Genomic DNA, 25,752 nt, shown 5'->3' on the forward strand with positions numbered 1-25,752 from the left:
TTCGGGTTTTACCTTTATATAGATTTAAAATCGCGTAATAAAGCCTTGCAGCATCTGTATTATATATATTTCATCAAAAAGTGCTCCAATAAATAATTTAGTTTTATCTGTATACCGAAGCTATAGTAAATGCTATAGTAAATGCTATAATAAGACATATAAAATATGCCAGATTCCATATCATCCATTAGAATTATTATGTGGTTTAACTCAATAAAGTTAAACATATACGATATTATTGCTTTTATATTGGAACAGTTAATGATTTTAAAAAGCAACTGTCACATTTAAAAATAATCAGTCTTACAACTATGATTTTTTTATAAGGAGGAGATATGATAAAAAAAATAAGATCCGTTTTTGTAATGCTTTGTATGGGAATGATTCTTTGTTCCTGCACGCTCTCACAAAAAGCAGAATCCGATACTAAAACAGAGCAAAGCTCAGAAAGTACCGCTAAATCAGAAAAAAGTGACGGCAAAAATCAAGGTGAAAATAAGGATAACAGTAAAATACAAAATGAGAATATTATAAATAACGGTGCTTATTTTGTTAAAATCGGTTCTGATATATATTTTAGAAAATACGGTAAATATGCATTGGAGAAAAATGCATTATTCGGTGAGTTTTTAGAATATCCTAATTCCACCAGTATCTCATGGATTTGCCGTCTAAGAGAAGACGGTAAGGTAGAGGAGCTCTTTGAAGATAGCGGCTATGGTAAATTGTACTATAGTAATCAAAGGTTTTATCTGTCGGAAATGACTGATGACGGAACATCAAAAAGTTATAGTGTAAATATGGATGGAGAAGACAGGGAAGAGCTTGGAGCAGGTGTGATACTTGGAATAAGTGAAAATGGTCAATATCTGGCTAAGGGAGATTGGACTTCTGCCGGTGTCATAGATTTAAGTTCTAAAGAAACACCATATATTTGGGCAAGTGAAGAAGGTTCTTCTGTGGTATTTCTCGGTTTTGTAAACGGCGGTTTCCTCATAGAAGGTGATAATTATTCCACAGACGGGTATAATGTTACTTCAAGACAGATTTTTGGAAGAAGTTTTGAACAGCCTGATAAAGATATTATTATAGGCGATCTTAATGTAAATGAAGAATCATATTCCTCTCCGGAATTTAAGGGACTTACTGCGGATGGTAAGGAGTATTATCTTACCTTCGGGTATTATGGCGGAACAGCGCATTTTTTGGAAAGTGTGGAAATTTATAAGGCCCGTTTAGAAGAAAACAGCCTTCAGCTCATACAGCAAGGTATGGATACACAAGAGGAGATGATTCCCAATATTCCACTCATTTTTGCACATAACGGGAAAATCGATATTGTAGACGGTGGATCTGACGGTGAACTTGATATTGATGAAGGATCGGTTTATCAAATCAATCAAAAGGGCAGACAGCCTCTGATTTCAGAGCTTTTTAAAGTTGATCCGGACAGTCAGACCGGTCAATCAATCGGCAAAGCGGAATTGGTTGACGGAGATTTATTATTGATGGTCTTCACCCAAATATATACCCCATATCAGGATGTAGGATGGAGAATGAGCTATAATAGATTAAACACAGAGTATATAGTTGTCAGAAAGGGTAGCAATAAGCCTAAGGTTTTTGAACAGTGGTCAGGCAGTGCATTTAGGCAAAATGCTGAGGTCTGGAAAACCGGAGAAACTACTTTGCTTTATCGTCCGCTGTCCGATAATCCTGAGGGGGATGACTTCCCAAGAGATATTGCTTATTCCATATCTATTCCGGCAACTGTAAATCATAATTTCACTGCTCAGACTTCATCACCACAGAAGGATGAATATGGTGACTTTAAGCTTCCTGATAATGAAGGTGAAAAACTTCAACTGATTTTTGACTATACCGGAAATTTAAAAGATATTGTTAAGGAATAACATTAAAGAATATAGGTCAGCCGGATTTAATATGGGCTCCTTTCCCAAAGGAGCTCATATTTATTTAAAATAGTAGAGCCTGCTCTCGAAATCTCCCCAAAAATCTTTAAATAAGAATCCACATTTCATCAACATCTCTCCTGTATATTGTTCATTGGTTCCTTCCAAACAATATATCTTATCTTCATCTAAACCTTGCAGTTTTAATCTCCTGCTGTGACTGTTTGGAATACCACGTACCTGAACATAAGTTACAAGCGCTTCTTTTTTGTCTTTTGATACTTCCATATAGCAGTCATAATAACCGTTTTCAGAAAAAGATGCAATTCTATAGTAATCCCCTTCTCTAACTAAATCATTATATTTGTGATACATCTTTGTCTGCTGTATAACCAACTCATGTTCCTTTTCTGAAAGTTTTGTAATATCCAATTCATAGCCAAATGTGCCTGCAAGTGCTACATGTCCTCTTGTCTCTAATGGTGTTATTCTTCCAACAGCATGATTTGGACACGCGCTAACATGTGATCCAATTGTTGACAAAGGGTAAATCAATGCTGTTCCTTCTTGGATTTCCAACCGTTCTATTGCATCCGTATCATCCGAACACCAAATTTGTGGACTGTAATAAAGCATTCCCGGATCAAATCTGGCACCTCCGCTTGAACAATTTTCAAGCAATAAATTGGGAAATTCTGTAATCAAACGCTCCTGCATCCGGTATACACCCAGTACATAGCGATGAAATAATTCTTGTTGTGAATCTTTATCAAGATAACTGCTTCCCAAGTCACTCAGCAGACGGTTCATATCCCATTTCACATAATCAATTGCCGCACTCCTTAGGATTTTTGCCACTGATTCATAGGCATAATCTATCACTTTCGGGTTTGATAAATCGAGTACATATTGCTGACGGCTTTGCGTTGCTTTTCTTCCTTTAATATGGATTACCCAATCAGTATGCTTTCTGTAAAGTTCAGAATCCGGTGAAACCATTTCAGGCTCAAACCAAATCCCAAATTTTAGCCCCAGCTTTTTTACCTCATCTACAAGATATTTCAGCCCTCTGGTAATTTTATTCTCATTTACAACCCAATCCCCGAGTGAGCAACTGTCATTATCACGTTTACCAAACCATCCATCATCCATAACAAGCATCTCAATACCGTCTTGCTTTGCAACTCTTGCAATATCCAATAGCTTCTCAGTATTAAAGTCAAAATATGTTGCTTCCCAGTTATTTATCAAAATCGGACGCTTCATGTTTTTATAAGGGCTTCTTATCATATGTTGACGATAGAAATCATGCAATGAGCGTGTCATTTTTCCAAGTCCTTCTCCTGAGAACGTGAGTACAACTTCCGGTGCTTGGAAAAATTCTCCTGCATGCAGATTCCGGCAAAACTCTTCCTGATTGATTCCCATTACCATGCGAACCGTATCAAACTGTGTTAATTCTATCTGTCCGATAAAATTGCCGGAATAGACAAAATGCATTCCATAGACTCTTCCATGCTGTTGAGTTGCTCCCGGTGTCACAAGTGCAATAAATGGATGCTCCTGATGACCTGATTCTCCCTTTGCAGAGCTTACCAATTGCTTTCCATAACATATCGGTCTACGCCGGATGTGTCTTTCTCTTGCCCATGCACCACAGAGTGTAAGCAGTTCAAAATTTTCATTATCCATATCCAAACAGGCACTGTAAATTTTTTCCAATCTTATATTCTCTTCTCCTTTATTTATTACTTTCACACTTCTGGTAATGATATCTACTTTTTCAAACACCGAATAAGAAAGAAATAATTCAATCTCCAAGACAGGATCTACACATTTAACAGTAAGTGTTGTCACATCTTCTTTATCAGCAAATGATGCCGGCAACCCTTCCAATTTCGCTTTTCCTTTAGTAATTTTATAAGATTTATAGAAGAACTCGCTTGCCATACATCCTACCGCATTGCGAATATTAATACAGCTTTCACGAAAATCCCCTATTCCACCTGATGAATATTCCATAGGAAAGCGGTCAAGGAATGATAATTTTTCTCTCTCATTTTTTGATGGCGTATATGGTGACTCCTGTGTTCGAAGCAAATAATAAGCATCATCACCCTTTAGTCTTTCGCCATAATATACATGTCCTACATACCCTTCCGGTGTTATCCCAATCAAATATGATGTACTCTTTGTATCAAGTTTAAATATTCGGTTCTTTTTATTATATGATATAGCCATTCTTTTGCTCTCTTTCCTATACTTTGATTATTATAAATAAACCATACTCATTCAGTATTTTGCTTTGTGTACTGCTTGAAATTAATAACCACTGCATTAACTCTTGACTCCTCTGCCGCAAGAGCCATTAAGTGGCTTTCCACCGAAATATCAGCATTTGTTTTTCCCTTTTTACCTTCTCCCACCATTCTGACAAAGTCCTTCATCATACTCATATCACTTCCGCTATGTCCCTTTGTTGTAGTATGCAATTTTATAATTTCTTTTGTACCACTTACAAACTCTGTTACTTCGATTATTCCGGCTTCCATATCTCCTTTTATTTCACCTTTGGTTCCCATCAAGCGAATTCTTCTTGCACATTGATTTGTAAATGCCGTCATCAAAAATGATGCTGTTACCTGATTTTCAAATTCGATTTCTACTGTCTGATGATCTACAACCGTATTGTCTGAATGAAAAACACATCTTCCATACGGACCTTTCTTCAATGCCTCCAGTATATGTTCTGAATCTGCATAGTCGGTAACAGCATATACAAGACCATCCTCTACCGCTTTTGAATGCTCCAAATAAAATCTTGGTGCATAGAACGGACAGTCATCACGGTGACTGCATCCATCCATACAATATTCTGGAGCTCCCTCAGGTGCATTTTCCTCTGAAAAATATGTTAATCTGCCAAAAGAATTTATCTTATCACAAGAGCTGTCTGCAAGCCATAGTAAAATATCCATATCATGACAACATTTTTGCAAAATCATTGGACTTGACTCTTTTTCGTTTCTCCAATTTCCTCTGACAAAGCTATGAGCATGATGCCAATATCCTACTTCCTCGATATGCTGAATTGTAATTAATTGACCTATCTTTTTTTCGTCTAATAATAATTTTATTTTAGAAAAAAATGGAGAATAACGTAAAACATGACATACTGACAAAATCCTGTCGTATTGTTTCGCCATCTCCCCCATTTTTATTATTTCCTCTTTATCAGGTGACATTGGTTTTTCACATAGTACATGGTATCCTTTTTCCAGCGCCGTTACCACCGGTTCATAATGCATCTGGTCCTGAGTACATATCATTGCACAGTCTGCTATTTTATCTCTTTTTAATATTTCTTTATATGATTCAAACTGCATTTCCTGCGGAATATTATGTTTTTTTGAAAAGGCTTCTCTCCTCTCCGGATCCGGTTCTGCAACAGCCACTACCTTAAATTCATTTGGATGATCCAATGCATATTGAGAATACACATATCCACCTCTTAATCCTGCTCCTATTAAGATACATGTTACCTGTTTCATCTATTTCCTCCATTTTTACGTGAAAGTATCTTGTTTTAAGTCAAGATACTTTCTCCATTAAATATTTTTAATTTTGGCTAACTATAACTGCCTATTATTCTTTTAATTCAATTTTAAGTACAGTATCTTTGTCATCAGGTAACGGATATGTAAATACAGGATCTTCTCCAAATGAAACAAATGCAATATCCGGATAAAGAGCGGTATTCCACGCTTCTCCACGTCTTACCTCACTTCCATCTGCCAAATAAGTTATTTTGTCCAATTTGTCCGGTGCAATTCCGTACAAAGGCAATGCTCCCAATGGAGTTTCATACACATGCGCATAGATTGTATTTCCCTTCTGTGTATATCTTCCCCAATCTGGTTTTTCCAACTCTGATATACCGCATCCATATATACTTTCTTTATTTTTACTCATCCATTTTCCCAAATCTGTCAGAATATTTATACTTTCCTGCGGGATATTTCCCTTTGCATCAGGTCCCACATTCAAAATCATATTTCCACCTTTGCTTACGCATTCTACGAGCTTTCTTACAAGCATCCGTGGAGTTTTGTACTGGTAATCGAATTTACAATAACCCCAATGATTATTCATTGTTGCACAAAGTTCCCATGGTATCGGTTCACCTTTTTCATCGCATACTCCCTTTGGAGGTATGATCTGTTCCGGACTTGCAAAATCACCACTGTAAATTAGCGGATGTTCTGTTGCAATACTTCCATGGCTTTCTCCTGAACCCTCTAATCGATTGTCAATAATTACATCCGGCTGATATGAACGCACCATTTTTATTAATTCTGTTGCTTTCCATTTTTCTCCTGTCATGTCATCATAAGAGAAATCAAACCAAAGAAGATCCAGTTTTCCATATCCTGTCACGAGTTCTTTCACCTGTCCATGCATGTACTCCAAATAGCGTTCAAAATCTATTTCTTCATTTTCATAAGCCTTATTGTTTCTCATTGGATGCTGACGATCTCTGTATTTTGGGAAGTCAGGATGATGCCAATCAATAATTGAAAAATATAAACCTACTCTCAAGCCTTCTTCTCTGCAGACATCTACAAACTCTCTTACAAGATCTCTGCCTGCCTTCGTATTTGTTGTCTTATAGTCTGTAAGTTTGGAATCAAACAGACAAAAACCGTCATGATGCTTGGCTGTCAATACTGCATACTCCATTCCGGCTTCTTTTGCAAGTTTAACCCATTTTTTCGGATCATAATCTACCGGATCGAACTGTTCAAAATATGTCCTATACTCTTCAACTGTCATTTCCTTCTGTGACATTACCCACTCTCCACATGCAGGAATAGAATATAATCCCCAATGTATAAACATTCCGAATCTGGCATCCATAAACCATTTTGTTCTTTCTCTAATCTCTTTATTCATTAATCTTGTCTCCTATCCTTTTACTGCTCCACCTGATAATGCTTCCAAAAAGAACTTACTGAAAATACAATACAATACCACCGGCGGAAAAATAATTACTACCATTGCAGAAAACAAACCATTGTAATTTGTATTAAATGATGTCGTAAAAGTAGAAAGTAATGCCGGAACAGTCAATTTTTCTCTTGTAATCAGTACAAGTGACGCCCAATAGTATTCGTTCCAGTTATTCAAAAATGCCAGTACTGCCGCTGTCATAATTCCCGGTCTTGCAATTGGAAAAATAACCATCAGCCATGTTTTAAAATACCCGCATCCGTCAATTCTGGCTGCTTCTTCCAACTCTCTCGGAATATTATTGTAATAATTTTTAATGACAAAAAAACTTACCGCTATTCCACTGCATGAATAAATCAGAATCAATGCCGCCCTTGTATCATACAAGTGAAGATTATTGATCAAATTGTATACAGGATATGTCAAGGCTGTTGCGGGAATAAACATTGTTGAGTACAGTAAAATATTTACCAATGCTTTGCCTCTGAATTCCATTCTTGCTACTACATATGCAGACATAGATATCATAACTACACTTATTAATACAGAAATTCCCGCTACAAATAAACTGTTACCAAAATATCTAAGCACATGAAGGTCTCGGAATGTCGAAATATATCCGTCTATACAAATAGAATCTGGAAGTTGAAATCCCGGTCTTGCCATAGGATCCTTTTTCAAACTTGAAAGCACAAGCCAAATCAATGGAACTAATGATACAGTTAATGCCCATATGAGGCATAAATATGTAAAAATCTTTGTTCCAATCGGCATATCTTTAACTGTTTTTTCTTTTTTAAATTTTTTCAATGTCCTAACTCCTCTCTAATGTTTTTCTTTTTTATATGACAAACTGTATACAAAACTAACTACAAGAATGATGACCATTCCTGCCAGTATCTGTATCATTGCAACTGCATTTGCTCTTCCAAACTGAGTTCTTGGACTCGTAATAGCAAGTTCACGTATCACATAACTGATACTATAAGTTCCCGCCGCTCCCTTCGTTAAAAAATATACTTCGTTATAGAGAAGGAATCCTGATGTTGCCGCAAGGACTGATACTGTTTTTAGGGTTCCTTTAATCATTGGAATTGTAATATGTAAGTCCTGTTTTAAACCACTTGCTCCATCCAGCATGGCAGCTTCTCTTATCTCCTCCGGTACAGCCATAATATTACCAAGAATCATTAAAGTCGTAGTACCTGTAAAGAATATATAGGCACATGTCATAGCAACAAATGCAGGTCCTTTTAATAAGAGTATGCTGTCAGAAAAGTTTTTATTAAACAAACAAATTATAGGATTGATAATTCCATAAGACGGATTGTATAATTGTAAAAAAATCACACCCATAGCAGCTGTTGATATCATATTCGGAATAATATAAACAACCCTTACAAATTTTATTCCTTTTACATTTCTGGATAAGGCTAAAGCAATTAATGTCGCAATCGGAATTTGTACAACTGCACCTACTATCGCCCATTTTGTTGAGTTTTTAAGTGCCTCCCAGAAAAATGGGTACTTGTTAAAAATATAATCATAATTATTCCACAAATCATTCCATCCAAAAAATTCAGGACTTGTAATGTTGGTATAATCCCACTTACAAAATGATGTTACAAATACTGTAATAATCGGATATAAATAGAACACACAAAAAACAAAAAGTGTTGGTGCCAAAAATGCAATAATAAACCCTGTTCTCCTTATACCTAATTTACTTTTTTTCTTTTTAGGTCTGTTTACCATCTCCAATTTCCTACCTCCTGTTATAAAAGCCCCACAATAATGTTTTCTCATTAATTAAAAATGGGAAGGGACTGCTCCCCTCCCTTTTTATGTAGTCTTTTTTCAGATAACTTAACCTATCAATGCAAGCAATTCTTTCTTAAGAGATTCGAATCTCGTATCCACATCAGTTCCTGATACTGCACATTCCATTAAAGCATTTATAATTGCCTTATCAACATCAGGTCCCCATGTATAATTCATATCAATCACAACTGTATCTGCTGAATTAACCTCTGAGCATGCTTTTGCAAGTTTAATTGTTGCCGCATCACCACTCTTCTGGGCTAATGCATTAAGATCTACAGTTGTATTACAAGGATTAGCCTGTACTTCTGTAAATATCTTTTCCTGTACCTCTTTGCTTGTCATATACTTGATAAATTCAAGAGCCAATTTTGTTTTTTCATCGCTCATCTTATTGGAAACAGCAAGTCCGCCACCTGCTGATGCAATAGCTATATTACCCGGGAACAATGAAGGTTCGATAGAATCAACAAGTGATGCGTCTATTCCGCTTGCATTCCATACACCGTTAAACAAAACACCTACCTTGCCATTTGTGTTGAATTCAGCCATTAAATTTCCATTATCATCTGTTGTATGATCGGATCCGTTTGCCTGATCCAATTTTGCCGCTGTCTTAAATGCATTTGCAAACTCATCCGAGTTAATTATTTCTTCTGTAAGTTCAGATTCCAACATCTTCTTTCCATTTTCTGTTGAAGCCATTATGCTGTTTACTATATAGCTTGATCCCTGACCACCGATATAGCCATAGGTTCCATCATCCAAAGCTGATATTTTTGTCATTGCTTCTCCAAAAGAATTCCAATCTTTCAATGCATCTACAGACACCCCTGCCTTTTCAAAAATTGAGGAATTATACCAAAGCCCACGACTCTCAATCTGATCATGTACTGCATATATATGTCCATCCATATCATGCTGTGTATAATTAAGCCCCACAGCATCTTGAAGTTTATTTTCATCAATATACGGTTTCAAATCATATACGAGGTTCTGTGAAATTGCTGACTGAGGAACTCCGGCTCCACCAACATCAACCATATCCGGAAAAGATCCCCCTGCAACCTTTGCACTTACAATATCATCTCTGTTTTCTACAGGAATAGGTTTAAATGTCACTGTTCCATCTGAATGTGCCTTTGCAAATTCGTCGTAAATATCACGCATTACCTGTGCTGCAGCCCATTCACTTTTATCCTGATAATATCCGTGATAAAACTCAAGTACATTTTCATCGCTTACTGCTGCCTTTTTGTCTTCATCTGTTTTTCCCGAGTTACTGCCTCCACATCCGGCAAGAACAGATACGCCCATTGCGGCAACCAATAATACACTCACTAATTTTCTTTTCATACCATCCTCCTTATTTTGTATTTAATGTTTTTCGGTATTTTATGCTTTTATTTTATTATCTTCTTTGTATATTTTAAATGAAGTAAATTTACTTAATCGTGTATTATCTTTACATATAAACAAAAAGAACATGTAAAATATTTACTATGACATCAATATTTTACATGTTCTTTTAATCATCTGATCCTTTTATCTATATTATCCACCAACTCCTGCTTATCCATCTCATTTGTCAACACTTTAAAAATATTATCTGTAAAGTATTCTTTTTGTGATGCCGACCAAACATTATCAGGTATCTCAATTTTTCTTTCTGCATCCAGCACCAATGTTGATGCCTGATACATTCGTTTTTTTTTATTCTTATACTTTTCCAAAGAAATATTTGGATTCGCCGGAAATTGCTCTGTTCGTTCCAATATCTGCGTCTGTACTTTTTTACTGAGAATATATTTCAAAAACCTTACAGAAGCATCCTCTCGCTCTTTACTGCCACTCTTTCCCAGCACATACCCCAAACTTGCCGATTCACAGGACATCGATATCCCGTCGTTAGTGGGCAATAATGCATATTTTGCATGTATTTTTTCTGAAATCATAGGTGCTCCCCATACACCATTCACATAAATAGCAATTCTACCTTCATTAAAAAGTCTTGTTTCATCTCTATAGCTATACGATGTATTTTCAAATTTTGAAAAATGATAAATACTTTCCATCTTTTTTAAGGTGTCTACAAAATCCTCATCACTAATTTCACTTACGGAATCTTTCTCACTAAATAACATATGATCCATAAAGTATAGATAACCTTCTGCAGACGGCCTTAATGTCTTTACTTCAGTACTCTCTTCTTTCGACCATTCATTGATTCGATTGCACATATCAATAAATTCATTCCATGTCTCCGGTAGTTGCTTAATTCCGGCTTTTTCTAGAATTTCTTCATTGTACCAATATCCACCGCTCAAAGAAAGTACATCAACTACCGTATAAAGATCACCCGCTCCCGTTGTCCAATATTTTTTATTTGTTTCAGAAACATCTCTGTCAAATTCCGAATCTTCTTCTAAATATGGTTGAATATCCAATGCCATATTATTTTCGACCATAAAATTATATATGCTGTTTTCTCCCATTCCGCTAAAGGCAATTATATCCGGAGTATCTCCCACCATAATCATATCCTCAACTTTGCGTAATGTTTCATTTCTTGTCGGCATAGAAATCAATCTAAGGTTAATATCCGGATTCTCATTTTTAAACTGTTCATATATTTGTCTCATTGCAACATGATCAGTTTCTGTTCCACCCCATGAATGTATTACAGTGATTATTACTTTTTTCTTCTCTTTTTCACAACTGCTTAACATGCAACAGATTAGCAGTATCCACATTAATAAAAGAAGCTTTTTTACCTTATTCTTCATTTCCTTCCTGCCTTCTGTATTCTTTTGGTGACAGGCCTGTAATTTTTTTAAACATCTTTGAAAAATAGCTGGCATCTTCTACACCCACCAATTCTGAGATTTCATAAGTTCTCTTATCTGTATTTATCAAATAATCTTTTGCCGCTTCTATACGTAGATTAAGAATTGTATCAAATAAGTTTTTTCCCTTCTTCAACTTATATACTCTACTCAAGTAACTGCTGTTAATATGTAAGTCCTCTGCAATATCATCCAGTGATAATTTTTTTTTATAATTCTGTTCTATATAATGATCTATCTGTTGTATTAATGATAGCTGCTCCAATAGGTCTTTTTCATTTTTTTCTATCTCTCTTTTCAACTGATTTAGATTTCCTATAGCCTTTTCAATTGCATCCAGAAGTTCATCCATGATGGAAACCTTTAAAACATAATCACATATACTATATTTAATTGCAGTTTTTGCATATGAAAAATCCGAATATGCAGTCAGGATAATAACTTGAGTTTCCGGATATGTTTCATATAAATATTTACATACATCCATACCATTTACTTCCGGCATTTGAATATCGGTAATTACAATATCCGGTTCCTCCTCTTCTATTTTATTTATTAACTCTTGCCCGTCATCAACAACATCTATCAGAACACAATCCATTTTTTCCCAATTTATTAATTTTTTCAGCGCTTCTCTAATGTATGCTTCATCATCTGCCGCTACTACTTTCCACATAATTTATGCCTCTTTCTACCGGAATTATAATTTCAATCTTAGTTCCCTTGCCTTTTTCACTCCATATTTTGAATTCATAGTTATCTCCATATAATATCTGAAGCATTCTTTTTGTATTCTCAAATCCCGTATGTGTATGCTCCACTTTATATGGCTCATCCTGAGTATTTACTCCAATTTCCTTTTCTCCCATCCCCACTCCATTATCTTCTACACAAATATGAAGCATTGAACTTCTGTTTTCTTTTTCTGTAAATTCTTCATATAGTCTAACAACAATACTGCCTTTTTCTTTTTTTGGCTCTAAGCCATGAGATACCGCATTCTCAACCAGTGGTTCTATCAACAATCTTGGAATCATATTTTCATATATTCTGTCATCTTCCACATAAATATCATAAAACAACTTTTCCTGATACCTTTCTTTCTGTAAAAGAAGATAAAATTTAACAATATCTAATTCCTCCTTTACTTTGATTTTTATTTCTTTTTCACGAAAGATTTTCCCTTGCATAAGTTTTGAAAAGGCATTCAAACTTTGATACAGCTCCTCATTTCCCGCCATCTTTGCCTTAAGACTGAGCATTGCCAATATATTAAATTGAAAATGCGGATTTATCTGTGATTGAAGATATTTCACTTTAGATTGAGTTGCTATTAATTGCTTTTCATATACTTCTGTAATCAAATATTCTATCCTGTCTGCCATCTCATTAAACACAGTTCCGATATCATGAAATTCCTGAATGGATGAATCCTCTATTCTTGCATTAAGTTCCTGCTTACCAAATGCCTGTATACTTGAAATCATTTTTGTAACAGGTTTTGTAAATCGATAGCTGACTCCATATGCCACCATAAATGTAAGTGCAAGAACTATTCCCAATCCGATCAAAAAAATAATTAATGTAGGTCGAAGGATTGAGAAAACATTACTTTGATCTACCATTGTAATTAATCGCATACCAAAACCGCAAACATCTGCATATCCTATAACTTTCTCGCCTTCAATATTTCGTCTTCCCGACCAAACAGCTTCTGTTTTACTTAGTTTATCCATTATTTCTGCTTTTTCCTCCGGAAAAAGCATTAAATCATTACCGGATAAAAGCAGCCATGAACTGTCTTTATAATTACTCACATTTTCAAATACGGCATCTATTGCTTCCAAACTAATTTGAGCTATACCGATTCCTTTTTCTTCCATCTCGTCATCATAAATTCTAAAAAGTACATTCAAATTCTCTTTATCCGTCACAGAGGCATATCGATTTCCATCCGATTTAAACCATCTTTGCATACTTCGATATTTGTTTTCTTCTTCCATTTCAAAAGACAGTGTTGTGGCATAATAATGTTCATTAATACATTGGTCATTATTATTAAACAAATATAAACTTGTAACAAAGGGCAATTGCTGGTTTACCCTATTTCTATCTGCAAATAATTCCATATTGTACGAAAGTTGTTCTTCCACCACTTCTCTATCAAATCCATTATTTTCAAAGAAATCATCCAGTAATATATTATGTCGAATGGATATTGCTCCATCTGCTATAAACTGCATGTGAGACTGATAATGCTGAGTGGTACTTTTTAAAACATATTCGATATCTTCTTGTGTTTTTTGAAAAAAGAATGAAAAAAACACATAAAGAATCGTAAGTACAGCTGATAATAAAGTACATGCAGATGTTCGTAACATGAGACTTGTCATTTCTTTTCTAAGAGTATACTTCTTTTTTCCTTTTACTTTCTGCCACATAAACTTCACCATACTATCCCAAAAAAGTTGTTTTTTCTACTTTTAGTATTTTTAGTTTAACACAAGCATAATGCTCAGTCGAGATTTTTTATCAAATGACGCTATCTCTTAATTTGAGAATGATAGAAGCCATATCCTGTTTCTACCAATAATATATACGACTTGACTAAACATATAATTATAAAATCACACTAAAAAAGGATGGAAGTATCCTCCCATCCGCTTCATTTATACATTTTTATTCAATCATGTTTTCTTTAATTAGTACAACTTCGCTCCTGCCGGTATATGATTATCCACCATTATAAGGTGGAGCTCTTCGCCTTCGCCCTCTTTAAGCTCATTTACAGCGCTTAAGAGCATACCGCATGATTCAATTCCCATCATTGCTCTTGGCGGAAGGTTTGTTATAGCTATAAGTGTCTTTCCGACAAGCTCCTCAGGCTCATAGAACTCATGGATGCCTGAAAGAATTGTTCTGTCCTTGCCTGTTCCGTCATCAAGAGTGAACTGTAAAAGCTTCTTGCTCTTTGGAACTGCAATACAGTTCTTTACCTTTACCGCTCTGAAGTCTGATTTTGAGAATGTCTCAAAGTCTACACTCTCTTCAAATAGCGGCTCAATCTTTACATTTGAGAAATCTATCTTCTCATTAGGTGTAAAGAAACCTGTATTTGAATCCGCAGACTCTTCATTTCCTGCATTAGCCGGCTTATCAAGACTCTTCATTGTAGGGAAGAGCAATACATCTCTGATAGCAGGTGAGTTTGTAAGCAACATTACAAGTCTGTCGATACCGTATCCGATACCTCCTGTAGGCGGCATACCTATCTCAAGAGCGTTTAGGAAGTCTTCATCTGTATGATTTGCTTCCTCATCTCCTGCTGCAAACGCCTCTTCCTGTGCCTGGAATCTCTCTCTTTGGTCGATCGGATCGTTAAGCTCAGAGTACGCATTTGCCATCTCTCTACCGTAGATAAATAGCTCAAATCTCTCAACATATCTTGGATCGCTTGGCTTCTTCTTTGTAAGTGGTGACACCTCTATAGGATGATCCATTACAAATGTAGGCTGTATAAGCTTCTCCTCTACAAACTCCTCAAAGAAGAGATTGATGATATCACCTCTTGAGTGACGCTCTTCAAACTCAATGCCTTTTTCCTTTGCAAGTGCTTTTGCTTCCTCTGTTGTCTCTATACTGTCAAAATCAATGCCTGAGTACTTCTTTATAGCCTCAACCATTGTAATTCTCTCAAAAGGCTTTCCAAGGTCAATCATTGCCTCGGCATAAGGTATTGTAGTAGTACCGCAAACTTTTTCTGCAAGGTATCTGAACATATTTTCAGTAAGATCCATCATACCGTGATAATCTGTATATGCCTGGTAAAGCTCCATAAGTGTAAACTCAGGGTTATGTCTTGTATCAACACCCTCGTTTCTAAATACTCTACCTATCTCATATACTCTCTCAAGTCCACCGACAATAAGTCTCTTAAGGTAAAGCTCAAGTGAAATACGAAGCTTTACATCTTCATTCAACGCATTGAAATGTGTGTTGAAAGGTCTTGCGGCAGCACCGCCTGCATTGCTTACAAGCATAGGTGTCTCAACTTCCATGAAGCCCTGACCGTCAAGGAACTTTCTGATCTCTGTTATGATTTTTGATCTCTTTATAAATGTGTCTTTTACATCCTCATTCATTATAAGATCTACATATCTTTGACGATATCTTGTATCTGTATCTGTAAGTCCGTGGAATTTCTCAGGAAGCGGCTTTAAGCTCTTTGAAAGCAACTCTACCTTTGTAGCGTGCAAGCTTATCTCACCTGTCTGTGTCTTGAAAACTTCACCTGTAACACCTACGATATCACCGATATCAAGCTTCTTGAATGCCTTGTATTCGTCCTCTCCTACAGAATCTCTTGCTACATATGCCTGTATTCTTCCCTTTAAATCCTGTACATGACAAAATGACGCCTTACCCATGACACGCTTTGACATAAGTCTACCTGCAATCTTGACACTTTTTCCGTCTAATTCCTCAAAGTTGTCCTTTATATCTGCACTATGCTTTTCTACATCATACTTTGTGATAAAGAAAGGGTCGTTGTTTGCCGCCTGTAACTCTGCAAGTTTGTCTCTTCTTGCCTTTAAAATATGATTCAGGTCCTCTGTTGTCATTGGTTCATTGCTATTTGCCATATTTCCTCCTTAAGATACTCTTTGTATTCCTAATACCATATATTCCGAAACACCTGCCTGTGTTTCTACAACTGCTGTTTCTCCGATTTTTTTACCGAGTAATGCTTTACCGAGTGGTGACTCATTGCTTATCTTACCGGCAAGTGAATCGGCCTCTGTAGAACCTACAATCTTAAAATCAAGTTCATCATCAAATTCTTTATCAAGAATCTTTACCATACATCCGATACCGATTGTATCCAGATCTACTTCATCCTCTACAACAACTTCAGCATTCTTTAAAAGGTTCTCAAGTTGCTCTATTCTTGCCTCTATATCTCTTTGCTCATCTTTTGCGGCATCGTATTCTGCATTCTCTGAGAGATCACCCTGTTCTCTTGCCTCTTTTATCTTTTCAGCAATTTCTTTTCTCTTATTTACCTTTAAATCCTGTAACTCATCCTCTAAGTTCTTAAGTCCCTCATAAGTTAATATATGCTTTTTTTCTGCCATATTTCCTCCATTTTGACTTCTATTTCACTCTTACTAAGTAAAACCGTCCTTAATTTTTCATTTTTGAAGCCAAAACTTCAACTTCAATCAAACTTTAAGATTAGAAAAAAACCACTATACCGGCGTATGTGGCGAATTCAATACTTAATCTAACTAGTTCCGTGAGATTATACTATGACATACCGTTTATGTCAAGCGAAAACACTTTAATTGAAGGCAATAAATTTATACTATGATATATTTTACCAAAGAAAAAGACAGGCTTGCTCAAGGCCTGTCTTTTAAGTAAGAGGAAATTTCAATATGTGTAACACTGTATATTATCAAATAAGGTTGCTCAAGTCTTACTTGATAGTATATGATAGTTTTCACCACCATATTGTTTGTGTGATGACTTTCGTCACAACACTATATATTATGACAGCTTTCACTGTCATATCTTAAATTAGGTTGTCCTAATGTAAGACCAAAAAAATTAAAATGCAGCTAACTGCTTTCCTGCGGCTTCCAATGCAGCTTTTGCATCATCATCAGGTTCAAGGTTTGCTATAATGCCTTCTCCACCGATAATATTTGCTCCGGCATTTTGCATACGCTCAACCCATAATCTCATCCACTCTCCATCGCCCCAGTCATATGAACCGAATAAAAGAATGTTTTTACCTGATACCTTGCCTTCTATCTCTGATACAAAGCTCTCAACTGACTCGTCAAGCTCCTCTGCACCCATTGCAGGACATCCGATAGCAAATGCAGGCTGTGCAAGTAATTCATCTACATTAACACTGTCTACAAATACAAGCTCAGGTGTTCCGCCTGCCGCCTTTACTCCTTCAGCTATCACATTTGCCATAGCTTCTGTGTTTCCTGTTGAACTCCAATAAACGATAATTGCTTTTTCCATATTTTTACTCCTTAAAAGAATATTTTTATAGGCATATAAATCATTATCAACAAGCTATATTCTCAAGCCTGTTTCCGGCTAAGAACTCGTCAATAGCAATCTCTCTAGCCTCATCATAGCTTAAAAACTTTTCCCTGGTCTCTTCCAAGTTGCCATATATTTTCCAATACCCGCTATGTAGATACCTCTCTCCTTTGTTTTCAAGGAAGCCCTTTATATCACATATAGGATATCCTAAAAATACTCCCACCTCATGAGGAAACTCTTTAATTTTATTATAAAAACCGTTCATCCTCTGATGCAGTCTGATAAGATTTGATATGAAATCATCTCTCCTATATCCAAACCCTCTTAAATAGTCACTAACCTCTGATCTTTTAAGATACTCTTCAAGTTCTTTTGCTCTGTATATCAAAACCAAATGTCTCTTCTTACAAGTGCAAAGAATCATCAAGCTGATACTTGTTTTTCTTAGTTTCTCACTTATTATGGCTAACTCTTTGTCATTTAAAAAGAGCATCCCGGAAATTCTTTTCCCCTTCAATACTGCCGCATTTTGAATGATGAGTCTCAGCTCCACACTGTCATCACTGCTTGATGCAAGCCTTTTTACTATATCAACGGGCATACCTACCTCCGTTTTCTTTATTCTTAAAGAAAATTTATTTCCCTTGGTTAGTACTCCCTAACTTTATCATTTTATATGTTCTTTGTCAATACTTTTTTCAAAAATCCGCATTAATTTTATAATTTAATTCCATACATGTTTTAGGGTGCTTAAAGCTTAAGTTTACAGCCGCCAAAGAGAGTACTTTATCCTCATCCGCCTTAACATTTGTAAGTCTTTTATTATACTTGTGATCCCCATACAGTGGAAAACCGTGACTTGCACATTGAAGTCTTATCTGATGATGTCTTCCGGTTATAAGATTTATTCTAAGTCTTGTAATATATCTGTCGTCCTTCTTATACGACTCCAGTACTTTATACTTTAATACAGCTTCTTTAGCTCCTGCAGTACTCTTTTCAACAACTTTACTTACATTGTTATCAAGTTTCTTTATAAAGTCTATAAGCTCTCCTTCATCACTTTCAGGAAGTCCGTCTACCAAAGCTTCATAGGTCTTTTCTATATTCTTTTTTCTAAGCTCATTGCAAAGGATTTCTGTGGCTTTTTTATTCTTACCGTATACCATTATTCCGTATACCGGCTTATCCAATCTATGTATCACTCCTACATAGGCGTCTTTTCCCATATGCTTTTTTAACAGACTGACCATATCCTCTTCAAAACTGTTACTTGATTGACTCGATATTCCTCTTGGCTTTACTGTCACTATTACATCTTTATCTTCATACAATATCTTCAGATTCATATATCAACATTTCCTTTTCAAGCTTTGTTAACTGCTTTATTTCATATTCTCTTTGCATTGCCGCAACTTTATCTGCATATACCTCAAAATATACCAATTCCACGGGCAATTTTGCTCTGGTATATTTAGCACCTTTTCCGGCATTATGAGCCTTGATTCTTTTTGGTATATCGGATGTCCACCCGCAATATAAACTGTTATCATTGCAGCGCAAAAGATATACAAATGCTTTTTCTTCTAAAAAAGCAGACAAATCGAAAGTCGAATAACCGACTCCCAATCGTCTGCTTACTGTATTTAATTCTGCTTTCATTAGATTACCCAATCGGCAAACTCTGTGGTATCTCTACCGTCTTCCAGACAGCTTGTATCAATACCGTTTTGATTCAGCAGTTCTTCCATTTTTCTTATTCTCTCATTCATTATATCTATGGTCTCGGCAAGCTTTGAAATATCCGCATTTACCTGTGCCAGTTTATGCTTCTTTTCAACAACCTGACCGTTTAATCTTACAGGCTTTGCGGGAATACCCACTGCTGTGGAATCACTTTCAAGAGGTTTTAATAAAACCGAATTTGCTCCTATAGATGCATTGTCTCCAACCTCAAATGATCCCAGTATTTTCGCACCGGCACCGACCATTACATTCTTTCCAAGTGTAGGATGTCTTTTCCCCTTGGCGGTTCCTACACCTCCAAGAGTCACTCCTTGATACAGTGTACAGTTGTCACCAACTACCGCTGTTTCTCCGATTACAATACCTGCACCATGATCTATAAGTACTCCGCTGCCTATTTCAGCCCCCGGATGTATCTCTATCATTGTAAAAAATCTTGAAATCTGTGATATCCACCTTGCTATAAAAAACATGTGCTTTTTATAGAACCAATGTGCAATTCTATGCATAATCAATGCATGTACGCCTTGATATAAAAATAAAACTTCAAACGCACTTCTGGCTGCCGGATCCCTGTCCTTTACAGCCTGTACATCTTTCCAAACATCTTTGAAAAACATAATCTCTCCAAATACTAATGTCAATGAAAGTTACTATATAAGTCCAAGCTCTTTCATTGATAAATATATTCCATCTTCTGATACTTTTTTTGCAAAGTATGTAGCATATTCTTCCAATGCGGTATCATGCTCCCCAAGAAGTATTCTGTTCCCGGCTCCGCATGTAAACATCGGCAAATCATTCATACTATCCCCAAATACATAAGCATCTTCCAATGCTATATTGTAATAATCCAGCACTTGAAGTACAGCTTTTCCCTTTGAACAAGGATATGGCACACATTCATAAAATCCTGCGCCTCGATCTATTATATCAAAATCATCGCATTCAGCAAAAAATGATTTCAGATCACTCCTTGAAAATCTCGGATCGTCTATAATACAGAATTTATCAAAGTCATAATCATCTTTTTCAAATTCTCCCACAGACGGTTCTATAGTGGAACATATCGCATCAAATATATTCTCTGTAATCTCAGGATATACAAAGGGTTTGGCAGGAAAATAAATTCCCTGCCTCGCCTCGAGCATACCTTCAACATTAAATTTCTTTAACAGCTTTTTTATTTCAATGCCTCTGTTATGATCTATCCTCTTCTCAAAGATGGTCTTGTCTCCGACAACTATCTGTGTTCCGCATCCACAAATATAACCGTCCATATTAAATCTGTTTTTAATATTTCCTATTATACATTCTACTCTTCCGGTATTTATAAATGTCAAATGTCCGGCAGCTCTCGCTTCTTCTATGGCTTTTAATGCGGATTTCGGCACCTGTTTGGTATCATTGTCAATTAAGGTACCATCTATATCAAAGAACAGTGCTTTCATTATTGTGCCGCCTCACTGCCTTCAGCAGCTGCACTCTCGGAAGCTTCGCTTTCTCCCTCAGCTGTAGTCTTTTCATTTGCACCTTCAGCGCTTGCGCCCTCTTCACTGCCCATAGTCTCACCGTTGATGTTTACTGTAACATCTGTTCTCTTGGCATTGTCAAGGATAAAGTTTACAACTTTATATGTCTTGGCTGTTTCTTCAACATCATCTTTACCATACTGCTGTATAAGCTCATCTTTTGTCAAAGAACCGCCGTTTAAATCTACAACTACCTGGTAATCCTCATCTGTAAGAGACATTTTCTCTTTCTTATAGATTTCTCTTGTGACAATAACCTGCTTAACATAGCTTTCAGCCTGATTTCTGATCTGTGTTTTGAGTTCGTCCGCACTCATGCCGTAAGCTGAAGCATACTGATCAAGGTCCATACCGTACTGTGTAATCATATTATCGATAGGCTTGTAGATATTGTTATATTCAAAGTCAATAGCCTCATCCTTCATTTCAAATTTTGAGTCTGCAATTACGGCAGCAATCGCATTGTACTGATCCTGTGACTTTGCGCTCTTACTTCTTTGTTCCTCAAGTTTTGCCTTTACGGCAGCTCTAAACTCATCTACTGTTTTCTGCTCACCGTTTGTATGCTTATTTACCCACTCATCCGTAAGAGTTGCAGGAGTTGACACAGATATTGAATTTATCTTTACGTCAAATACTACTGCGGCTCCGGCTAAATCTGCATTATTGTAATCCTTAGGGAATGTAAGATCAAGTTTTACATCTTCTCCGATGCTGTGACCTATAAGTCCTGCCTCAAATCCTTCAATAAAGCTGTTGCTTCCGATTACCAAATTATAACCTGTTGCAGATCCTCCGTCAAAGGCAACTCCGTCCTTTGTACCTGTGTAATCAATATTTACAGTATCACCTTCCTGTACGGCTCTGTCTGTTACTTCAACCACATCAGGATCCTGCGTTAATTCAGTATTTATCTGCGCTTCCACATCCTGATCACTTACACTTGTATCAATATTAGGTATTTCCACACCGACATACTTTCCAAGCTCGGCTGTACCGTAATCACTTGGTCTTTTCACATCTGCATTTGCCTTTGATTCTCCCTCTGCTGTTGTCTGAGTCTCGGTAGCCTCTTTTTTTTGTATACCACATGCACTCATTGTAGCTACAACAACCATTCCTATCAAAGCTAACTTTTTTAATTTCATAAATAAAAACCTCTCACCCTGCACCGGACATTATAAATAAAATGCCTTAAATGCAAGATATGTATTATATAAATCTAATTTTGATATCACCTCATATGGTGAATGCATAGAGATTACGGGAACTCCCAAATCTACTACATCTATATTCATCATTGCGACATACTGAGCAATGGTACCGCCACCGCCAATGTCAAGGGCGCCCAATTCTCCTATCTGCCAATGTACATTGTTTTCTTCCATTATTGATATAACTTTATTCATAAACTCTGCACTTGCATCTGATGAAGAATACTTCCCTCTGGAACCTGTATACTTTGTAAGTACACAACCTCTGTTCAGATATGATGAGTTGTTAGGCTCAAACACATCAGGGAAAGTAGGATCAAATGCGGCATTTACATCTGATGAAAGACATGATGATTTTTCACATACTTCTTTTACATCAGCACCGAAGCTCTGTGACAAATACTCTATATAATCATACACAAAGTGAGAATGAAGTCCTGTATTTCCTGTTGAACCTATCTCCTCTTTGTCTGCAAGTATTGTAAGTGTTGTATACTTCGGATTCTTCGCTTCAATCTCCGCTATAAGCGCAGGATAAGCACAGACTCTGTCATCATGACCGTATCCTCCTACAAGTGAACGATCAAGACCTATATCTCTTGCCTTTGTTGCAGGGACAAATTCTATCTCCGCTCTCGCAAAATCTCTCTCTGTAACACCGTACATATTATTTAATATTTCAAGTGTCTTAAGCTTTACAGCCTCTTTTACATCATCGGTATCATCAAACGGCAATGTTCCGAGGAAAATATTTAATTCCTCACCTTTGATACCTTCCGACAGTTTTCTTTGATCTTGCTTGCTTGAAAGATGTGGAAGCAGATCACTTATATAAAATACCGGATCCTCCTCTTTTTCACCAAGGTTTATCTCAACAAAACTGCCGTCTTTTCTAAATATAACACCATGCATTGAAAGCGGTATGGTTGCCCACTGATACTTTCTTATTCCACCATAGTAATGAGTTTTGAAATATGATATCTCACTCTTTTCATAGAGCGGATTAGGCCTGAGATCAAGTCTTGGAGAATCAATATGCGCTCCGTTAATCCTTAAACCTTCAGTGATAGGCTCACTACCTATTGTAGATGCAAGTATTGCTTTTTTTCTGTTTACTTTATATACCTTATCCCCGGCTTTATAGCTCTTTTTAGGGTCAAAGACTGTATATCCGTTTGCCTCAAGTAAGCTGACAGCTTCTTTTACCACTTCTCTCTCGGTCTTTGACTTATCTAAAAATTTCTTATAGCCTTCAGCAAACTCCTGAGCTTTTGAAATTTGCTCAGGAGACTCTTTTGCTATATGAGGATATTCAAATGAAAGTTCTTTTTGCAGAGCTTTTGCTTTACTTTCTGCCATACGAACACTCCTTTAGTCTAATTTAATATCCTTTAATAATCCTGCTAAAGATGTAGATGCAACTCCCTTTTCTACATATTTAAAGCCCTTTGAAGGATCCTTAGGTTCTACATTCTCCTCAAGTGCTTTCTTTGAAAGTGAAATCTTTCCATCTTTAATACCTGTTACTTTAACCTTTACAGTCTCACCCTCTTTGAGTACTGCTGCAGGGTTCTTTACTCTCTGATTTGAAATCTGTGATACATGAAGTAATCCTGAGATTCCGTCTCCAAGATCGATGAAAGCGCCGTAATCCTTGATTGAATCAACCTTACCCTCAAGAATATCGCCAACCTTAACACTGTCAAGCTTAGCCTGTCTCTCCTTCTTAGCCTCTTCCTTCTCAATTGCTCTGTGGCTGAGAACAAGTTTCTTCTTAGCAGGCTCAGATGTGATTACAACAACCTCAAGGCTCTTACCGAGGAACTCGTCAAGATTCTCTACATACTGTGTTGATAACTGACTTGCCGGAATAAATGCTCTTACTTCCTCTAAGAATGCGATACATCCACCCTTAACAACCTCTGTAATCTTAACCTTTGCAACTGTCTTCTCAGCTAACATCTTTTCAAAGACATCCCACTTTCCTGCATCCGGATCTTCTTTTGTATCCATAGTTTTATATGACTCTTCAAGCTCCTTCTCAAAATCCTTCATTGTCTCTTCTGCCATGTTGACCTCCAAAATATTTTATTTCGTTTTAATAATAGCAATTTAACCTTGCTTTCTTTCTATCATAAAACAATAGATATTATTATATCACATCTTCACCGCATTTGACTATAGCTGCGGTAAATATTAAAAAGCTCCCCGATTGAGCTGTCGGGGAGTATATACCTAATTTAAGATTTTACACTATTGTGAAGATGTTTTGTAAATCTAAATATTAATAATTTACAGTCATTCTCTCAAAGTATGCCTGTGGATGAGCACATACAGGACATACTGTAGGAGCGTCAGCACCCTCGTGGATATATCCACAGTTACGGCACTTCCATCCAAGAGGAGCGTCTCCCTTGAAAGTTCCATCATTCTTTAAATGCTCAAGAAGCTGAAGATATCTCTTCTCGTGGCTTGCCTCAACCTTTGCTACAAGTTCAAACTTCTTTGCAAGAGCCTCAAATCCTTCTTCTCTTGCTTCTCTTGCCATACGAGCATACATATCTGTCCACTCAAAGTTCTCACCTGCTGCAGCATCTACAAGGTTCTCCTCAGGTGTTCCGATTCCGTGGAACTCCTTAAACCACATCTTTGCATGCTCCTTCTCCTGCTCTGCTGTCTCAAGGTAAAGAGCTGCCATCTGCTCATATCCTGCTTTCTTAGCTACTGAAGCGTAATATGTATACTTATTTCTAGCCTGTGACTCACCTGCAAATGCTTCCATTAAGTTCTTCTCTGTTTTTGTTCCTGCGTACTTTGACATAAAAATTTCCTCCTTATAAATATCAAAAATTACTATATTGATATGAAATGCCGACTTAAAAGATTCAAAGGCTAAACAGCCTTTTTAGAATCCATATAAATCATTTTTTGATAGCATTCCTTACAATAGCCATAAAAAATAAGTGAATGATTTTCTACCATTCCAATATCATTATGCACTGCCTTGTCATTTAAATCTTTTGCGATATCGGCCGGCAAGTCAATGAGCTTTGAACATGCCTTACATGAAAAATGATAATGTTCATTGGTATTATAATCATACCTTTCGATTCCGTTTTGAGCGGAAATCTTGTTTATACGACCAAGATCGGCGAGCAAGCCGAGATTTCGATAAACAGTGCCTAAGCTAATCTTAGGATCATCTTTTCGTAGTGACTGAAAGAGCATATCAGCTGTAGGATGATCGACTCTAGACTTCAAGTTGTCTAAGATAGCCTCCCTTTGTCTACTGTATTTTAGATCCTTCATGTATATCCCTTTCTAAAAATAAGAATCATTACTGTTTAAGTATAGCATCTAATAATATATTGTCAAGAAAAAATATCATTTAATATATAGTGTATGCTTTTTTATACATATTCATGTATTCTATTTTCAAAAAGTCAGCAAATCTTTCAGTAGCAATCGTATACAAAATAAAAAAGAAGCCTTAAAATAAGACTTCTTTCAGAGCGCGAGACGGGACTCGAACCCGCGACCCCGACCTTGGCAAGGTCGTACTCCACCAACTGAGCCACTCGCGCATATACCTTCAAAACTGCCT

23 protein-coding genes and 1 tRNA gene are annotated in these 25,752 nt (G+C 36.5%); 1 reads left to right on the forward strand and 23 read right to left on the reverse strand.

The genetic code is table 11. From position 1 onward, the window contains the following. The first annotated feature begins 335 nt into the window (after positions 1-335). Complete coding sequence (locus HMPREF1495_RS12610; RefSeq protein WP_034215499.1) at positions 336-1,913, forward strand: hypothetical protein; 1,578 nt, start codon at positions 336-338, stop codon at positions 1,911-1,913. Between the two features lie 60 nt (positions 1,914-1,973). Here HMPREF1495_RS12610 and HMPREF1495_RS12615 read toward each other — a convergent pair whose 3' ends face one another. The 23 genes from HMPREF1495_RS12615 to HMPREF1495_RS12725 form a co-directional block, all read right to left on the reverse strand. After that, on the reverse strand, positions 1,974-4,154 hold the full coding sequence (locus HMPREF1495_RS12615) for an alpha-galactosidase (protein ID WP_034215502.1): 2,181 nt from the start codon (positions 4,152-4,154) through the stop codon (positions 1,974-1,976). A 47-nt stretch (positions 4,155-4,201) separates the two neighbouring features. Then, entirely contained in the window at positions 4,202-5,464 is a 1,263-nt protein-coding gene (locus tag HMPREF1495_RS12620; protein WP_034215505.1) for a Gfo/Idh/MocA family protein, read from the reverse strand. A 94-nt stretch (positions 5,465-5,558) separates the two neighbouring features. Continuing rightward, the gene (locus tag HMPREF1495_RS12625) at positions 5,559-6,866 is read right to left on the reverse strand and encodes an alpha-L-fucosidase (protein WP_034215508.1); all 1,308 of its coding nucleotides are present in this window, start codon (positions 6,864-6,866) and stop codon (positions 5,559-5,561) included. A gap of 12 nt (positions 6,867-6,878) precedes the next feature. Continuing rightward, complete coding sequence (locus HMPREF1495_RS12630; protein WP_034215511.1) at positions 6,879-7,733, reverse strand: carbohydrate ABC transporter permease; 855 nt, start codon at positions 7,731-7,733, stop codon at positions 6,879-6,881. A 15-nt stretch (positions 7,734-7,748) separates the two neighbouring features. Then, on the reverse strand, positions 7,749-8,678 hold the full coding sequence (locus HMPREF1495_RS12635) for a carbohydrate ABC transporter permease (protein WP_034215554.1): 930 nt from the start codon (positions 8,676-8,678) through the stop codon (positions 7,749-7,751). A 111-nt stretch (positions 8,679-8,789) separates the two neighbouring features. Next, complete coding sequence (locus tag HMPREF1495_RS12640) at positions 8,790-10,100, reverse strand: ABC transporter substrate-binding protein (protein WP_034215514.1); 1,311 nt, start codon at positions 10,098-10,100, stop codon at positions 8,790-8,792. A 176-nt stretch (positions 10,101-10,276) separates the two neighbouring features. After that, on the reverse strand, positions 10,277-11,530 hold the full coding sequence (locus HMPREF1495_RS12645) for an extracellular solute-binding protein (protein WP_034215516.1): 1,254 nt from the start codon (positions 11,528-11,530) through the stop codon (positions 10,277-10,279). Then, positions 11,520-12,266: a response regulator transcription factor gene (locus tag HMPREF1495_RS12650; protein ID WP_034215520.1), complete on the reverse strand. Its 747-nt coding sequence runs from the start codon at positions 12,264-12,266 to the stop codon at positions 11,520-11,522. Before HMPREF1495_RS12650 ends, HMPREF1495_RS12645 begins: the two co-directional genes overlap by 11 nt. Then, entirely contained in the window at positions 12,241-14,031 is a 1,791-nt protein-coding gene (locus tag HMPREF1495_RS12655) for a sensor histidine kinase (protein WP_242832913.1), read from the reverse strand. Before HMPREF1495_RS12655 ends, HMPREF1495_RS12650 begins: the two co-directional genes overlap by 26 nt. 261 nt (positions 14,032-14,292) lie before the next feature. Continuing rightward, positions 14,293-16,233: a lysine--tRNA ligase gene (gene lysS, locus HMPREF1495_RS12660; RefSeq protein ID WP_034215526.1), complete on the reverse strand. Its 1,941-nt coding sequence runs from the start codon at positions 16,231-16,233 to the stop codon at positions 14,293-14,295. 9 nt (positions 16,234-16,242) lie between these two features. Beyond that, a complete protein-coding gene (gene greA / locus HMPREF1495_RS12665) occupies positions 16,243-16,725 on the reverse strand; it encodes a transcription elongation factor GreA (RefSeq protein WP_007594083.1) in 483 nt (160 codons plus the stop codon). 475 nt (positions 16,726-17,200) lie between these two features. Further along, complete coding sequence (locus HMPREF1495_RS12670) at positions 17,201-17,629, reverse strand: flavodoxin (RefSeq protein ID WP_034215529.1); 429 nt, start codon at positions 17,627-17,629, stop codon at positions 17,201-17,203. Between the two features lie 46 nt (positions 17,630-17,675). Next, entirely contained in the window at positions 17,676-18,257 is a 582-nt protein-coding gene (locus HMPREF1495_RS12675; protein WP_007594085.1) for a DUF3793 family protein, read from the reverse strand. A gap of 97 nt (positions 18,258-18,354) precedes the next feature. Continuing rightward, the gene (locus HMPREF1495_RS12680; RefSeq protein ID WP_034215533.1) at positions 18,355-19,005 is read right to left on the reverse strand and encodes an RluA family pseudouridine synthase; all 651 of its coding nucleotides are present in this window, start codon (positions 19,003-19,005) and stop codon (positions 18,355-18,357) included. Further along, complete coding sequence (locus HMPREF1495_RS12685) at positions 18,983-19,318, reverse strand: GIY-YIG nuclease family protein (protein WP_084544531.1); 336 nt, start codon at positions 19,316-19,318, stop codon at positions 18,983-18,985. Before HMPREF1495_RS12685 ends, HMPREF1495_RS12680 begins: the two co-directional genes overlap by 23 nt. Beyond that, on the reverse strand, positions 19,318-20,022 hold the full coding sequence (cysE, locus tag HMPREF1495_RS12690; RefSeq protein WP_007594101.1) for a serine O-acetyltransferase: 705 nt from the start codon (positions 20,020-20,022) through the stop codon (positions 19,318-19,320). Before cysE ends, HMPREF1495_RS12685 begins: the two co-directional genes overlap by 1 nt. 33 nt (positions 20,023-20,055) lie before the next feature. Beyond that, on the reverse strand, positions 20,056-20,853 hold the full coding sequence (locus HMPREF1495_RS12695) for an HAD family hydrolase (protein ID WP_034215536.1): 798 nt from the start codon (positions 20,851-20,853) through the stop codon (positions 20,056-20,058). Next, positions 20,853-22,082: a trigger factor gene (tig, locus tag HMPREF1495_RS12700; RefSeq protein ID WP_034215539.1), complete on the reverse strand. Its 1,230-nt coding sequence runs from the start codon at positions 22,080-22,082 to the stop codon at positions 20,853-20,855. The genes HMPREF1495_RS12695 and tig overlap by 1 nt, the downstream gene beginning before the upstream one ends. 30 nt (positions 22,083-22,112) lie before the next feature. Then, a complete protein-coding gene (locus HMPREF1495_RS12705) occupies positions 22,113-23,507 on the reverse strand; it encodes an aminopeptidase (RefSeq protein ID WP_034215542.1) in 1,395 nt (464 codons plus the stop codon). 12 nt (positions 23,508-23,519) lie between these two features. Beyond that, complete coding sequence (locus HMPREF1495_RS12710) at positions 23,520-24,218, reverse strand: S1 RNA-binding domain-containing protein (protein ID WP_034215545.1); 699 nt, start codon at positions 24,216-24,218, stop codon at positions 23,520-23,522. Between the two features lie 214 nt (positions 24,219-24,432). Further along, positions 24,433-24,969 carry a rubrerythrin gene (gene rbr, locus HMPREF1495_RS12715; protein WP_034215548.1) on the reverse strand — a complete coding sequence of 179 codons (537 nt, stop codon included), beginning with the start codon at positions 24,967-24,969 and terminating at the stop codon, positions 24,433-24,435. 71 nt (positions 24,970-25,040) lie between these two features. Then, positions 25,041-25,457, reverse strand: a complete 417-nt coding sequence (locus tag HMPREF1495_RS12720; RefSeq protein WP_034215551.1) for a Fur family transcriptional regulator — start codon at positions 25,455-25,457, stop codon at positions 25,041-25,043. 202 nt (positions 25,458-25,659) lie between these two features. Beyond that, positions 25,660-25,732, reverse strand: a tRNA-Gly gene (locus HMPREF1495_RS12725). Positions 25,733-25,752: the final 20 nt, after the last annotated feature.

Origin of the sequence: Lachnoanaerobaculum sp. MSX33 (assembly GCF_000512995.1) — a bacterium.
In the GTDB taxonomy this organism is placed as follows: Bacteria; Bacillota; Clostridia; order Lachnospirales; family Lachnospiraceae; genus Lachnoanaerobaculum.

What these genes read in the sequence shown, in the direction of transcription:
- HMPREF1495_RS12610 (WP_034215499.1), top strand. Translation starts at nt 336, where the DNA reads ATGATAAAAAAAATAAGATCCGTTTTTGTAATGCTTTGTATGGGAATG.
- HMPREF1495_RS12615 (WP_034215502.1), bottom strand. Translation starts at nt 4,154, where the DNA reads ATGGCTATATCATATAATAAAAAGAACCGAATATTTAAACTTGATACA.
- HMPREF1495_RS12620 (WP_034215505.1), bottom strand. Translation starts at nt 5,464, where the DNA reads ATGAAACAGGTAACATGTATCTTAATAGGAGCAGGATTAAGAGGTGGA.
- HMPREF1495_RS12625 (WP_034215508.1), bottom strand. Translation starts at nt 6,866, where the DNA reads ATGAATAAAGAGATTAGAGAAAGAACAAAATGGTTTATGGATGCCAGA.
- HMPREF1495_RS12635 (WP_034215554.1), bottom strand. Translation starts at nt 8,678, where the DNA reads ATGGTAAACAGACCTAAAAAGAAAAAAAGTAAATTAGGTATAAGGAGA.
- HMPREF1495_RS12640 (WP_034215514.1), bottom strand. Translation starts at nt 10,100, where the DNA reads ATGAAAAGAAAATTAGTGAGTGTATTATTGGTTGCCGCAATGGGCGTA.
- HMPREF1495_RS12645 (WP_034215516.1), bottom strand. Translation starts at nt 11,530, where the DNA reads ATGAAGAATAAGGTAAAAAAGCTTCTTTTATTAATGTGGATACTGCTA.
- HMPREF1495_RS12650 (WP_034215520.1), bottom strand. Translation starts at nt 12,266, where the DNA reads ATGTGGAAAGTAGTAGCGGCAGATGATGAAGCATACATTAGAGAAGCG.
- HMPREF1495_RS12655 (WP_242832913.1), bottom strand. Translation starts at nt 14,031, where the DNA reads ATGTGGCAGAAAGTAAAAGGAAAAAAGAAGTATACTCTTAGAAAAGAA.
- lysS (WP_034215526.1), bottom strand. Translation starts at nt 16,233, where the DNA reads ATGGCAAATAGCAATGAACCAATGACAACAGAGGACCTGAATCATATT.
- greA (WP_007594083.1), bottom strand. Translation starts at nt 16,725, where the DNA reads ATGGCAGAAAAAAAGCATATATTAACTTATGAGGGACTTAAGAACTTA.
- HMPREF1495_RS12670 (WP_034215529.1), bottom strand. Translation starts at nt 17,629, where the DNA reads ATGGAAAAAGCAATTATCGTTTATTGGAGTTCAACAGGAAACACAGAA.
- HMPREF1495_RS12675 (WP_007594085.1), bottom strand. Translation starts at nt 18,257, where the DNA reads ATGCCCGTTGATATAGTAAAAAGGCTTGCATCAAGCAGTGATGACAGT.
- HMPREF1495_RS12680 (WP_034215533.1), bottom strand. Translation starts at nt 19,005, where the DNA reads ATGAATCTGAAGATATTGTATGAAGATAAAGATGTAATAGTGACAGTA.
- HMPREF1495_RS12685 (WP_084544531.1), bottom strand. Translation starts at nt 19,318, where the DNA reads ATGAAAGCAGAATTAAATACAGTAAGCAGACGATTGGGAGTCGGTTAT.
- cysE (WP_007594101.1), bottom strand. Translation starts at nt 20,022, where the DNA reads ATGTTTTTCAAAGATGTTTGGAAAGATGTACAGGCTGTAAAGGACAGG.
- HMPREF1495_RS12695 (WP_034215536.1), bottom strand. Translation starts at nt 20,853, where the DNA reads ATGAAAGCACTGTTCTTTGATATAGATGGTACCTTAATTGACAATGAT.
- tig (WP_034215539.1), bottom strand. Translation starts at nt 22,082, where the DNA reads ATGAAATTAAAAAAGTTAGCTTTGATAGGAATGGTTGTTGTAGCTACA.
- HMPREF1495_RS12705 (WP_034215542.1), bottom strand. Translation starts at nt 23,507, where the DNA reads ATGGCAGAAAGTAAAGCAAAAGCTCTGCAAAAAGAACTTTCATTTGAA.
- HMPREF1495_RS12710 (WP_034215545.1), bottom strand. Translation starts at nt 24,218, where the DNA reads ATGGCAGAAGAGACAATGAAGGATTTTGAGAAGGAGCTTGAAGAGTCA.
- rbr (WP_034215548.1), bottom strand. Translation starts at nt 24,969, where the DNA reads ATGTCAAAGTACGCAGGAACAAAAACAGAGAAGAACTTAATGGAAGCA.
- HMPREF1495_RS12720 (WP_034215551.1), bottom strand. Translation starts at nt 25,457, where the DNA reads ATGAAGGATCTAAAATACAGTAGACAAAGGGAGGCTATCTTAGACAAC.